Origin of the sequence: Janthinobacterium sp. PSPC1-1 (genome assembly GCF_049897625.1) — a bacterium.
Lineage (GTDB): Bacteria > Pseudomonadota > Gammaproteobacteria > Burkholderiales > Burkholderiaceae_D > Janthinobacterium > Janthinobacterium tructae.
In genome coordinates this window covers 93,148-105,243 of sequence record NZ_JAFCWP010000006.1, presented here as the reverse complement: position 1 = coordinate 105,243, position 12,096 = coordinate 93,148, and the positions used below count along the sequence as shown (strand labels likewise).

The window sequence follows — 12,096 nt, the reverse complement described above, 5'->3', positions numbered from 1 at the left end:
CTTGAGATGCGCTCCCCAACCTAGTTGGCGGGCGCATTTTTCATGCACGCCACCAATTGCCGATTTGGGCTAGGATAGTGTCCATCATCCTCACCTGCGTGCTGCCATGCCGAACTTCGCTGCCAACCTCAGCATGATGTTTACCGAGCTGCCCTTCCTGGACCGCTTTGCCGCCGCCAGGGAAGCGGGCTTCGATGCCGTCGAATTCCTGTTTCCCTATGCCGTCGAGGCGCGGCAGATCGCCATGCGGCTGGAACGCCACCATCTGCAGCTGGCCGTCTTCAATTTTCCGCCCGGCGACTGGGAAAACGGCGAACGGGGCATCGCCTGCGATCCACGCCGGGGCGAAGAATTCCGCAGCAACGTGCAATTGGCGCTCAACTACGCGCTCGCGCTGGGTGCGAAACAGCTGCACTGCATGTCCGGCATCGTGCCGCCCGGCATGAGCCTGGAACGGGCGCGGCAAAGCCTGATCGGCAACCTGCAATATGCAGCCGACGCCTGCCAGCCGCACGGCATCCACGTGCTGATCGAGCCCATCAACCGCTACGACATGCCCGCTTACTTTTTGAACCATAGCCAGCAAGCGGCCGACATCATCGCCGACTGTCAGCGCAGCAATATTTTCTTGCAGTACGACATCTATCACATGCAGCGCATGGAGGGTGAACTGAGCAACACCATCCGCGCCCTGCTGCCCCTGATCCGCCACATCCAGATCGCCGACACGCCTGGCCGCCACGAACCGGGCACGGGCGAAATCAATTACCGCCATCTGTTCAAGCTGCTCGACCAGGTCGGCTACGCAGGCTGGGTCGGCTGCGAATACCGTCCCGTTGGCGATACCGTGGCCGGACTGGGCTGGCGTGAACAATTGACGGGCGCCTGATCGCAGCACGCTTGCGCCCGCACAAGGCGGACAGCGCAGGCCGGCACGACAATACCTTTCCATACAGTATTTCCTGTCGAGAGGTGATGTGTCCGCCCTGCCCGCCCGCCATGGCCGCGCCCTTGGCCTGCACCTGTACCTGAGCCTGAGCCTCTTCCTGGCTGGCGTGCTGTGCGGCTGCGCCACTTCACACCCCGAGCTGGCGCAGGTGCGCGCCCTGGCCGCCGGCACCGATGCCTTGACCGCCTTCAGCGAACTGTCGCAGCGCCACGTCGACACTTACCGGCGCGCCCGTCCCTATCTGTCGCTGGCCGAAGACGCGCGCGAACGCCTGCTCGATGCCCAGCGCCGCGCCGCACAAGCGGATGTCGCGCGCCTGGCGCAAGCCGTGCGCCTGTACCTGCAGGCGCTGGGCCGGCTGGCGCAAGCGGACGCGTATGACGTGCAGCCCGAACTGGCCAGTGCCGGCGCCGCCATCCGCGCCTGGCCGGGCAGCGGCATCGATGACCGGCATGTCAGCGCCTACACCTTGCTGCTGCAGCAACTCTCGAACCTGGGCGGCGCAGCCAGCCAGCAGGCGCACCTGGCCCAGGTACTGCACGACGGCGATGCACCGCTGCAAGCCCTGCTGGCCGCGCTCGACAACTTGCTGGCGCTGTACGACAAGAGCGGCGACAACGAGCGCGACATGGTGCTCGGCTTGCTGGAAGTGGAAATCGCGTATGCCGACAAGCCGCAGCAGCGCCTGCTGGCCGTGCTGGCGAAAAACATGCAACAAAGCAAAACCGAGGAATATCGCCTGTTTGGATTGCGCCATACCCTGGCGCGCCGGCAACTGGCGGCACTGGGGCGTGAACACGCCCAGCTCGCTGCCGCCCTCACCACCACGGAGGCAAGATGGACGGATCGGTAGGCAGGAGCAGCGACAGCGAACGCCGCGAAGCGGCTCTGAGCAGCGCCATGCGCGTCGAGCAACTGGCCGACAGCCTGTCGCAGGCGGCCGTCACCCTGCATGGCGCCGTCATGCGCGCCATTCGCAAGCGCGCCAGCCAGGGAGAAAACGCTATCAGCCACAGTCAGGCGCAAGCCGTCTTCGCCCTGGAAGTGGCCTTGCGCCAGCAAGCCAACCAGCTGTATGCCGATGCCGCCGGGCATACGGTGGCCGGCCTGGAAACGGCGCAGCGCCAGCTCAGCGGCCTGCTCGACACGGTGCGCCTGCGCATCGCCCGCAACGACGACGTGCGGCACTGGATCAGCCTGGCGACGAGCTTGTTGCACCTGGGCAGCGCCGTCCTGGCTGGCAATCCCGAGCGCATCCTCGGCACCCTGGGCAAGGTGCGTGAGCGGCTGCAAGAGATGGCGCCGGACTGATTGAATTTGTCCGCCGAGCGCCTATACTGGGACGTCCCGGCGTGGCAATCGTGCCCGCGGGAGCACCAGAGGAGGCCAATATGCGTATCGAACCGTATTTGCAATTCAATGGAAATTGCGCGCAAGCGCTGGAATACTACCGCCAGCACCTGCATGGCACAGACCTGTGCCTGATGCCGTTTCGCGGCTCGCCGGGCCAGGAGCAGGTCAAGGAAGACTGGTACGACAAGATCATGCATGGCTCCGTGCAGCTTGGGGCCACCATGCTCATGGGCTCGGACGGCGGCTGCACCGAGGATGGCGCCAAGGGCATGAGTGGCTGCTCGGTCTGCCTGACCCTCGACACGCCGGAGGAGGCGGAACGGGCTTTCGATGCACTGGCGCGTGACGGCAACATCCAGATGCCGCTGGAGGAAACGTTCTGGGCCAAGCGCTTCGGCATGCTAAAAGACCAGTTCGGCGTCGCCTGGATGGTCAACTGCCTGAAGGAGCCAGCATAGAACAGCCCATGCCTGCCTGCGCCGCATCAAACGCGGCGCGGGCAGTAGCGCAAGCAGAGTGGCCGATCTTGGACTACCATGATGGAAGTAACCTCTACCGGGTGATGGCCATGAATGGATTGCCGCAAGACCAGTTGCAACGCCTGCAAGGCGTGCTGGAGCAACGCAAACTGGCGTTGCTGGAACAGATCGAGAACGAAGCGGCCGAAGCCGATGCGCGCGCCTCGCTGCTCAATGAAATCGAAGCCTCGCCGGCCGACAACGCCAGCGTGCGCACCTTGAACGCCCTCGTCAGCGAAGCGGCCGAGCACAACCTGGCGCAGCTGGCCATCATCAGGCACGCGCTGGCCAAATTTGCCGATGGCAGCTACGGCCTGTGCGACAACTGCGGCGAAGCCATCGGCCTGTCGCGCCTGAACGCGCGCCCCGAAGCGCGCCTGTGCATCGATTGCCAGACGCGGCTGGAAAAAGCCCAGCGCTGAACAGCGTGACCCTACCATGACGGCTGCGCAACAACAAAGGGCAAGGCATCGCTGCCCTGCCCCCTGTTTTCCAGCGTGACTACCATTGCCTTCCGTCCTCCGCCAGCATCGTGCGTGCCGGCTGGGTGGACGGGTCTCCTCTACTGCCATTGCCCTACTGCAAGCAATATGCTTGCTTGATTCAGCTTGCTTGACTCAGCTTGCTTAACTCATGTGCTGCCCGCCATTGATGGCGATGTTCGCGCCCGTGACGAACGCCGCCTCGTCGGACGCCAGGTAAGCGACCAGGGCCGCCACCTCGTCCGGCTCGCCCAGGCGGCCCAGGGGAATCTGCGGCAGGATCTTCGTTTCCAGGATATCGGCCGGCACGGCCGTCACCATCTGCGTGCGCAGGTAGCCGGGCGAGACCGTGTTGACGGTGATGCCGTGGCGCGCCACTTCCAGCGCCAGCGCCTTGCTGAAACCATGCACACCCGCCTTGGCGGCCGCGTAGTTACACTGGCCGAACGCGCCCTTCTGGCCATTCACGGACGAGATATTGATGATGCGGCCCCACTTTTTTTCCAGCATGGGTTCGAGCACCTGCTTGCTCATGTTGAACAGGCTGTCGAGATTGGTGCGCATGACCTCGGCCCAGTGCGGCAATTCCATCTTGCGCATGCTCTGGTCGCGCGTGATGCCGGCATTGTTGACCAGCACGTCGATGCGGCCGAACTGCGCCAGCACGCTTGCCACGGCTTCGCTGCAGGCAGCGAAATCGCTCACGTCGATGGCCAGCGGGTGAAAATAATACTGCTGCGCCTGTTGCTCGTCGAGCCAGCTTGCCACGCGCGCATTGCCCGGCGTATGCGCCGCTACAACGGCAAAGCCCGCCGCATGCAGGCGGCGGCACAAGGCCGTGCCCAGGCCGCCCATGCCGCCCGTGACCAGTGCTACTTTTTGTTCCTTCATTGCTGTCTCTCCCCGCTTGTTATGGTTGTTCTGCGTGGGATCAAGTGTAGGAGCAGTTTTTATCGCCAGCTTTGCGCCAGATCAAGTGCTCAGCCTGATGCAGTCGTGCGCGGCCCGCACCCCGGACTGTGCCAGAATGGCCCCTACCGCACAGCGAGAGGACAGGCCATGACATATAAAACCGTATTGCTCCACATCGACGACAGCGCCGGGCGCGCCGCCCGCATCGACGCGGCAGCCAGCATCGCCCAGGCGTGCGGCGGCCACCTGACGGGCGTGGCGCTGACGGGCGTGTCGCGGCTGCTGTACCAGAACCAGCCCGACCTCGATGCCGACCCGAACCTGAGCTTGCATTTGAACTTCCTGCGCGAACGGGCGACGCGCGCCCTCGACGGTTTCGAGGCGCAGGTGCGCGCGGCCGGCGTCGCCTCGTTCGAACAGCGCGTGCTCGATGACGAGGCGGCGGGCGGCATCAGCCTGCTTGCCCGCTATGCGGACCTGGTCGTCATCAGCCAATACAATGCCAAGGATAAATCGCCGTCCGTGATGCGCGACTTTCCCGCCTATGTGCTGCTGCATTCTGGCCGCCCCGTGCTGATCGTGCCATATGCGCCGCCGCTGCCCCTGCTGGCGCCGCCGGCGGCCGCGCGCAATGTGCTCATTTCCTGGAACGCCAGCAAGGAAGCGAGCCGCGCCGTGAGCGCCGCCCTGCCCCTGCTGCAACGTGCCGAACAAGTCCACGTGGCCATCTTCGACGCCCAGGTGCATGCCGCCGAGCACGGCGAACAGCCGGGCGCCGAACTGACGCACTACCTGGCGCGCCACGGCGTGGAAGCGCGGCTGCATCTGCTCGATGGCGGTGGCGTGCGGCGCGGCGATATCGGCGAAGCGCTGCTGTCGCAGGCCGCCGACCTGTCGGCCGACTTGCTGGTGATGGGAGCGTATGGCCATTCGCGCCTGCGCGAAACCATCCTGGGCGGCGTCACGCGCACGATTTTGCAGAGCATGACGATTCCCGTGCTGATGGCGCACTAGGCCTTTGATAAAACGGCCGGACTAGCCGCCCTGCCAGGGCTGGCTGCGGATCTTCGCCACCTGGCGCTGCGCCAGCCACTGCCACAGCTGCAGCGCGTCGCCCTGCGGCAGGGCCGACATGTGGCGCGGACTGGCCAGGGCGATTTCGCAATCGCGGTCCGACCATTCCTCGAAAGTGACTTCGCCTCCGCTAGCGACCTCGACCTGATACATCAGGCCGTCGTCGTAGCCAAAGCGCAACAAGACGGCGGCCGGGCTGCCATCCGGCGTGGCGCTGCGGTAGACCTCAGCCAGCGCATCGGCCAGCTGTGCCGGCGAGGGCGCGCAGATGTCGCGCCCATCAGCTCGTGTCAGAATGAACCATGCCTGTGTCATGACGCGACCTCCTATTCATACTCATTAGCATGCGAGGCAAGTACTACAGGCAGTCACCTTGGTCCAGTGTCACTACGGGCGCGCGGAAACTATCCCTGTCGGCATTGTTTACCAATTATTACGAATACTGACAAGTATCATACCTAAAATTTCATGCAACGCGGCATTTATGCATCTTGCGCCACAGAGGCGCCGGTTCACGCCACCAGCACGGGAATGCTGAGCGGGTCGAAATCGTGCCAGTCGCCATTGGCGATCGTGCCTTCCGCTTCCTCGATATGCTCGGCGCCCAGGCGGTGCAGCGCCTCAAGCGCCCGTTCGCGCTCGTCGAGGCCGCCCAGCGCGACGGCGATCAGCATGCCAGGGTGGCGCGGCTGGCGGCGGTTCTCGCCCTTGTTTTCGCCATGTTTTTCGGACTCGCCCGCCTCCTTCATTTTATTGAAACTGTAGAGCGAACCCACGTGGGCGCCCACCAGCGCACCGACGACGGGGCCGAGCGGCCCTGTCGCCAGGGTGGCGGCGGCGCCGACGCCCGCGCCCACCACGGCGCCCACGGCCACGCCTTCCACTACGCCTTCCGGCGTCTCTTTGGCGCCGGGCGACATGTCGCGGTCGCCGCCGAGCGCGTGCAAATCGTGCTGCCCCGGCTGGTTGACAAAGAAGGCGCTGATGCGGCTATCGGAAAAACCCGCCTGGTTCAGGGCGGCGCGCGCGGCGTCTATCTGTTCCTGCAACTGAAAATGACCTGCGATGATGCGTGACATGATACGGCCCTCCTGGTCGGCTGCGGGCGCACCGTGCGCCACCGTTCCAGCGTGCGCCTGACCGCCGCGAAATACCGTTCGCTTACGCACACAGCCGCTCACTCACGCCCACTCATGTGCTCAATCATGCGGATACGCCGAACGGGCTGCGTATATCGGAGAGAAATTGCTGTGCGCGCGCATGTTGCGGCCGCGCGAAAAAATCCTCGGGTGTGGCCCGCTCCAGCACGTGCCCGTGATCCATGAACCAGACGCGGTCCGCCACCTCGCGCGCGAAACCCATCTCGTGCGTCACGCACACCATCGTCATGCCGCCCTGCGCCAGGTCGCGCATCACTTGCAGCACTTCGCCCACCATTTCCGGATCCAGCGCGCTGGTCGGTTCGTCGAACAGCATCAGCGGCGGCTGCATGGCCAGCGCGCGGGCAATCGCCACGCGCTGCTGCTGGCCGCCCGACAGGGCCGCCGGCATGGCGCGCGCCTTGTGCGCCAGTCCCACCCGTTCCAGCAGGGCCTGCGCCCGCTCCTCGGCTTCGCGCCGGGTCAGGCTGCGCAAGCGCTGCGGCGCCAGCGCGCAATTGTCCAGCACCGATAAATGGGGAAACAGGTTGAATTGCTGGAACACAAAACCGATGTGCGAGCGGAATGCATTCACGTCCAGCCCCGGCGCGTAAATATCCTGGCCCGCCACCGTGATGCGGCCCGAAGCGATCGCCTCCAGGCGGTTGATGGTGCGGATCAGTGTCGACTTGCCGGAGCCGGACGGCCCGCACACGACCAGCACTTCGCCCTTGGCCACGTGTTCATTGATGCCGCTCAAGGCGTGATAGTCGCCATAGTATTTGTTGACGTTGTCAAAGGTGATCATGCTGCCGCTTTCAAAAGACGCGCCTGGCGCCGCTCAAGCCAGAAGGCAGCGCGCGACAGGCTGAAACATAAAACAAAGTACGTCATGCCCAGCAAAAAATACACTTGCACGGGCTTGGTCAGCACCAGGCCATTGACTTGCGAAGCGATGAACGACACTTCGGCCAGGCCGATGATGGTGCCGAGCGAAGTTTCCTTGATGGTCGAGACGAACTGGTTCACCAGCGAGGGCAGCATGTGGCGCAGCGCCTGCGGCAACACCACCGTGCGCATGCTGTCCAGATAGTTCAAGCCCAGCGACCGGGCCGCCTCCCCCTGTCCCGTGGGCACGGCTTGCACGCCGGCACGCACGATCTCCGCCAGATAAATGCCGTCGAAGATGACGAGGGCCGCCAGCATGGTGCCGAATTGCCCGCTTTCATGGCCCGTAATGCTGGGCAGGAAGAAATATGCCCAGAAGATGACGAGCAGCAAGGGGATGCCCCGCACCACGTGGATCAGCGCGGCAACGGGCCAGCGCAGCAACCGCCAGGGGCTCAGGCGCGCCAGCCCCAGCAGCAAGCCGAGCGGCAGGCTGAGCACCAGCGCCAGGCTGGCCAGCAAGACCGTCAGCGCCAGGCCGCCCAGCGGCCCCTCGGGATAGCGTCCCACAAGAAAATACAACCAGTAATCGTGTATGAGTTCCAGCATCAGGACGCCTTCCTTTGCAGCAAGGCCGCCAGGCCCGCGATCAGCAGCGAAACGGCCAGGTAGGCCGCACTGGCGAAGACGAACGCCTCCACGCTGCGGAACGAGGCCGCTTCCACGCGTTGCGTCTGGTACATCAACTCGGCCACGCCGATGACGGTGGCGATGCTGGTGTTTTGCCACAGGTTCAAGGTTTGCGACAGCAGCGGCGGCGCGGCCAGCCGCAGCGCCTGCGGCACGATGCACAGGCGCATGGTGGCGAGAAAGCTGAAGCCCAGCGCCCGGCCCGCCTCGAATTGCTGGGCGGGAATGGCGCGGATGCCGCTGCGGATGTCTTCCGCCATGTAGGCTGCCGTGTACAAGGTCAGGGCCGCGATGGCGCTGGCCGCTTCGATATTGCCGGCATACAAGCGCTCCTTCCACGAGTCGGGCAGCAGTTCGGGCGCGCCGAAATACCAGAACAGGAAGTGGGCCAGCAAGGGCACGTTGCGGATCAGCTCGACATAGGCGGCGCCCAGGCCATTGAGCAGGCGCGACGGGGCCAGGCGCAGCATGGCCACGCCGCACGCCAGCGGGAGCGACAACAGCAAGGTAATGCCCATCAGTTGCAAGGACAGCAGCAAGCCGGAGACCAGCCAGTCGCGGTAGTCGCCGGACAGCAAAAAGTTCAGATCAAACATGCGGAAGCGTCAGGCGAGGTTCAGGCGTCGATCTTGTCCGATTCAATTTTAAATGTGCGTTTCTGGAACTTCACGTTGCTCGTCGGGCCATACCATTTGAAAAACAGTTTTTCGGCCTCGCCCGATTTTTCCAGTCCCCGCAACACCTGGTCGACGGCTGTTTTCACGCCTTTCTCACCCTTGCGGATACCAAAGGCAAACACTTCCTGGCTGATGTTTTGCGGCAGCACAAGGTAGTCTTTTTGCGCGGTGCCCAGCTTGGCGTAGTTGTTCAGCAGCGAGACTTCATCGTCGACATAGCCGACACCCTTGCCTTGCTGCAAGCCCAGATAGGCCTGACCCGCCGTCTCGAACGTCACCACCTCCACGCCGGGCACGGCCTTGCGGATGTTCGGTTCCTGCGTGCCGCCCTTGACGGTCAGCACTTTCTTGCCGGCCAGGCCCGCGACCGTCGTGATATTGCTGCTTTTTTTGACCAGCACCCGCTGACCCGTGTAAAACGTGGACAGGGAAAAATCGATCAGCGCTTCGCGCTCCTTGTTGTGCGTCAGGGACGCCGTCAGGATGTCGATGCGCCCCTGCTGCAATTCGGGAATGCGGGCAGCCACGGCCAGCTGTTTCACGACCGCTTTGACGCCCAGGCCCTGGGCGATGGCGCGGCACAGGTCCACTTCATAGCCGACCAGCTGGCGCGACTTGGCATCGATAAAACTGTTCGGCTCGTCCGTGCCCAGGGTGCCGCAGACCAGCTCGCCTTTCGCCTTGATGGCGGCCAGCTGGTCCGCTTGCGCCACCTGTGTGAAGGCGATGCTGGTAAACAACAGGGCGGCGAAATGAAGGCGGGTCTGCATGGGATTCCTCTGGTGGATAATGAATGCCGCCATTAGACCGCAGCGCCCTTATTTCCAAAAAGGAATCTTTTCAGCCTTGCTTATGAGTAAATCATGTAAGTCGCTACCGCCTACCATTGCGGCGCGTAATTGGGGAATGGCGAGGCCATGTGCTCGGGCTCGACAGGCGGCGCCATCCAGTCGCGCGGGTCGACCTTGTAGTACTGCAAAAATTGCGCGTACAGCTCCGCATGGTGCTCGGCCATCTGGTAGGGCTTTTCAAAGAAGGTTTCCGTGGCCACGGCAAAGAATTCGGCAGGATTCGTGGCGCCGTAATGGTCCATCACGCTGTGCTGCTGGTAGATGGCGTCATGGCGCAGGTTGTCGAAGTCGCGCGACAGCACGGTGGCCCAGCTGCGGTAGCTCGACACGCTGGGCAGATACGGTGCGCCATTCGCGGCGCCAGATTCGCTGTCGAGCTGGTGGGCGAATTCATGCAGCACCACATTGTGGCCATCGGTCCAGTCGGCCGCGCCGCGCTGCACGTGGTCCCAGGCCAGCACCACGCGGCCATCGCCCCAGGACTCGCCCAACAATCCGTTGGCCGATGGCGTGACCACACCGCCCGGCCCCACTTCATTGCGCGTGACGATGAATTCCGTGGGATACACGAGGATGGTATCGAGTTCCGGATACACCTGGGTCTGGCGATTCAGCAGCAGCAGGCAAGCCTGGCCGGCGATTGTGTAGCGCATCTCGTCCGTGATCTCCAGGCCGCCGCAACCAACGAATTTCTTCTGGTACAGGAATTGCACGACGAGCCGGCGCAATTGTTCCTGCAGCGGCGCCGGCATGCGGGGATAGACGGGAATATTCTTTTCCAGCACGGCCAGGCCTTCGGGCGGCAAGGGCCTGGCCAGGGCCCGCTTCAAGCGCCAGCGGGGAAACCACAGCGACAAGACGATGGCGACCGTGACGAGAGCGATCCACAGCAGCGGATTCATGTGGCGGCCCGCTTCAGGACAGCGAGGGCAATCAGGCCAAGAGAGACGGTGTAGGCAGACAAGGACAAGCTCCTTCGAATGAACCCGCAGCGGAACGGGCGGGCAGTCCAGCCCACATGGGGTTGATTAACATCTTTTCAATCCGCCAAGATCCAAAGGGCTGGCGCCAACGCCAAAAGCCGGGACGTAACCCGGCTTTCATTACAAGCTCACAACCCTCGACAAAACCGTCGGGTGTTACTCGGCCGTTTTTTGCTGCGGTGCACCGAACAGGGCAGCGACGAGCGGATCGCGCGTCACGGGACCGCGGTTGACACGGATGGCGTAATGCGTGTCATCGGCCAGGATGTGAAAGTGGCGGCCACTGCCTGCCATGCTTTGCTCGCGCAGGCCTGGACGGTCCTTGCGCGGTGGCGCGCCTTCGCGTTTCGGCTGGACGATGGCGGCCAGGAAGGCGCGCACGCGCTCAGGGTCTGGCGTCAGCTGGTACACTGCCTTGCCCAGATAGGTGGCGGTGCCTTCGATGTAGCGGGCCAGTTCGATCACGCCCGCTTCGCGCAAGTCGCGGATGTATTTGCGGGCGCCCGATGGCGAAAACTTGAGGAACCAGGCGATTTCATCGGCCAGCATCTCGTGCAGCGACAATTCGCCGATCAGCTTTTGCATGTTTTCGATGCGGCGCAGGGTAGCCGACGTCGAACGCACGCGCTCGATCGGTGCCATGGAAATGGGATTCATGCGTTCCGGGGGGATGGGTGCTGCGCGTTCTACCAATTGCGAGCCTTTTTCGGGGCTACGAAGTTCCTGGTGCGCTGCCTTTAATTCGCTCTTCACGTGAGACTGAGTCATTGCATGCATTTGAATACTCCTTTTAAACGATTGCCGGTAGCCCGGATTGTTAAGTTCTTGGCAATTTTTATACCAGAACACCACGAATCCTGAGCGTCTGGACACAGAATGCCACCCTGCTCTTCCTTGGTCTGTGCGTTAACGAACATTAGGAACAAGAAAGTGAAAAATATTTCCTCACTGAATTATTTCCAAAAAGCATCTACATGCAGTGACATTTCTGCGCTCAAGGTGAAGTGGCGAACAGAAGCATCGCCATTCTTGCCATAAATTCAAACTTCACGCGCGGCGCCTGCCGCCGCATCGCGATACCTCGACTCTTGCAAAGGAATCATCATGAAAATACCTGCCCTGTTGGCCGCCGCCTTGCTCGTCACCCTGTCCGCCTGTAAAAAACCGGCAGATGCGCCACTGCCCGAAATGGCACCCAACCCCGCTTCCACACCGCAGGTGATGCCAGCTCCCGTCACGCCAGCCGTACCGGAAGCCGGTCCCGGCCACGTCACGCCGCCCGCGCCGCTGACCGATCCGGCCACCGCGCCGGCACTGCCGCCCGCCACCACGCCAAAATAAGGCCGCCAGACGGCGATCGATCCGGCGCCCGCGCCGCCCCTACTCCACGGGGGAGTTACGCGTTGCCAGCCTGTTTGCAACGCGTTTTTTTACGATTGGAGTCGGCCACGCCGTGAAGGTTCACCTGCATGCCGTGCCGCATGCGCAGCGCCAGGAATGCGGCAATCCGCACAAGCTTCCCCCTCGCCGTGCGGAAAGACGGAATATCGATATTTCCCATTTTCAATAGAATCAAATTA

The 12,096-nt window shown here is 63.2% G+C and carries 17 protein-coding genes; 7 read left to right on the top strand and 10 right to left on the bottom strand.

The features are described from left to right. Positions 1-106: 106 nt before the first annotated feature. The 5 genes from otnI (at position 107) to ACP7EG_RS19325 (ending at position 3,242) form a co-directional block, all read left to right on the top strand. Complete coding sequence (gene otnI / locus ACP7EG_RS19345) at positions 107-889, top strand: 2-oxo-tetronate isomerase (protein WP_426088916.1); 783 nt, start codon at positions 107-109, stop codon at positions 887-889. 88 nt (positions 890-977) lie between these two features. Then, positions 978-1,802 (top strand): hypothetical protein, encoded by an 825-nt coding sequence (locus ACP7EG_RS19340; RefSeq protein WP_426088915.1) that lies wholly within the window; start codon positions 978-980, stop codon positions 1,800-1,802. After that, a complete protein-coding gene (locus ACP7EG_RS19335; RefSeq protein ID WP_426088914.1) occupies positions 1,787-2,260 on the top strand; it encodes a hypothetical protein in 474 nt (157 codons plus the stop codon). The genes ACP7EG_RS19340 and ACP7EG_RS19335 overlap by 16 nt, the downstream gene beginning before the upstream one ends. A gap of 80 nt (positions 2,261-2,340) precedes the next feature. Further along, positions 2,341-2,760: a VOC family protein gene (locus ACP7EG_RS19330; protein WP_426088913.1), complete on the top strand. Its 420-nt coding sequence runs from the start codon at positions 2,341-2,343 to the stop codon at positions 2,758-2,760. A gap of 110 nt (positions 2,761-2,870) precedes the next feature. Beyond that, a complete protein-coding gene (locus ACP7EG_RS19325; protein ID WP_096234601.1) occupies positions 2,871-3,242 on the top strand; it encodes a TraR/DksA family transcriptional regulator in 372 nt (123 codons plus the stop codon). 204 nt (positions 3,243-3,446) lie between these two features. On the opposite strand, the gene phbB is transcribed toward ACP7EG_RS19325, so the two are convergent. Continuing rightward, positions 3,447-4,193, bottom strand: a complete 747-nt coding sequence (phbB, locus tag ACP7EG_RS19320; protein ID WP_219890617.1) for an acetoacetyl-CoA reductase — start codon at positions 4,191-4,193, stop codon at positions 3,447-3,449. 168 nt (positions 4,194-4,361) lie between these two features. Between phbB and ACP7EG_RS19315 the strand changes: the two genes are divergently transcribed. Beyond that, positions 4,362-5,228 (top strand): universal stress protein, encoded by an 867-nt coding sequence (locus tag ACP7EG_RS19315; protein ID WP_426088912.1) that lies wholly within the window; start codon positions 4,362-4,364, stop codon positions 5,226-5,228. 21 nt (positions 5,229-5,249) lie between these two features. Here the strand turns inward: ACP7EG_RS19315 and ACP7EG_RS19310 are convergent, their stop codons facing one another. The 8 genes from ACP7EG_RS19310 to ACP7EG_RS19275 form a co-directional block, all read right to left on the bottom strand. Continuing rightward, positions 5,250-5,603 (bottom strand): hypothetical protein, encoded by a 354-nt coding sequence (locus ACP7EG_RS19310; RefSeq protein WP_426088911.1) that lies wholly within the window; start codon positions 5,601-5,603, stop codon positions 5,250-5,252. A 197-nt stretch (positions 5,604-5,800) separates the two neighbouring features. Further along, entirely contained in the window at positions 5,801-6,367 is a 567-nt protein-coding gene (locus ACP7EG_RS19305) for a hypothetical protein (protein WP_426088910.1), read from the bottom strand. 124 nt (positions 6,368-6,491) lie between these two features. Beyond that, the gene (locus ACP7EG_RS19300) at positions 6,492-7,235 is read right to left on the bottom strand and encodes an amino acid ABC transporter ATP-binding protein (protein WP_426088909.1); all 744 of its coding nucleotides are present in this window, start codon (positions 7,233-7,235) and stop codon (positions 6,492-6,494) included. Next, complete coding sequence (locus ACP7EG_RS19295; protein WP_426088908.1) at positions 7,232-7,924, bottom strand: amino acid ABC transporter permease; 693 nt, start codon at positions 7,922-7,924, stop codon at positions 7,232-7,234. Before ACP7EG_RS19295 ends, ACP7EG_RS19300 begins: the two co-directional genes overlap by 4 nt. Beyond that, a complete protein-coding gene (locus ACP7EG_RS19290) occupies positions 7,924-8,601 on the bottom strand; it encodes an amino acid ABC transporter permease (protein WP_426088907.1) in 678 nt (225 codons plus the stop codon). Before ACP7EG_RS19290 ends, ACP7EG_RS19295 begins: the two co-directional genes overlap by 1 nt. A 20-nt stretch (positions 8,602-8,621) precedes the next feature. Then, positions 8,622-9,452: a transporter substrate-binding domain-containing protein gene (locus tag ACP7EG_RS19285; protein ID WP_426088906.1), complete on the bottom strand. Its 831-nt coding sequence runs from the start codon at positions 9,450-9,452 to the stop codon at positions 8,622-8,624. Between the two features lie 110 nt (positions 9,453-9,562). Continuing rightward, the gene (locus ACP7EG_RS19280; RefSeq protein WP_426088905.1) at positions 9,563-10,435 is read right to left on the bottom strand and encodes a zinc-dependent peptidase; all 873 of its coding nucleotides are present in this window, start codon (positions 10,433-10,435) and stop codon (positions 9,563-9,565) included. A gap of 237 nt (positions 10,436-10,672) precedes the next feature. Further along, positions 10,673-11,173, bottom strand: a complete 501-nt coding sequence (locus ACP7EG_RS19275; protein WP_226938940.1) for a winged helix-turn-helix domain-containing protein — start codon at positions 11,171-11,173, stop codon at positions 10,673-10,675. A 447-nt stretch (positions 11,174-11,620) separates the two neighbouring features. On the opposite strand from ACP7EG_RS19275, the gene ACP7EG_RS19270 reads away from it, so the two are divergent. Beyond that, positions 11,621-11,857, top strand: coding sequence for a hypothetical protein (locus ACP7EG_RS19270; RefSeq protein ID WP_426088904.1), 237 nt, complete (start codon positions 11,621-11,623; stop codon positions 11,855-11,857). Between the two features lie 55 nt (positions 11,858-11,912). On the opposite strand, the gene ACP7EG_RS19265 is transcribed toward ACP7EG_RS19270, so the two are convergent. Beyond that, entirely contained in the window at positions 11,913-12,092 is a 180-nt protein-coding gene (locus tag ACP7EG_RS19265; RefSeq protein WP_426088903.1) for a hypothetical protein, read from the bottom strand. Positions 12,093-12,096: the final 4 nt, after the last annotated feature.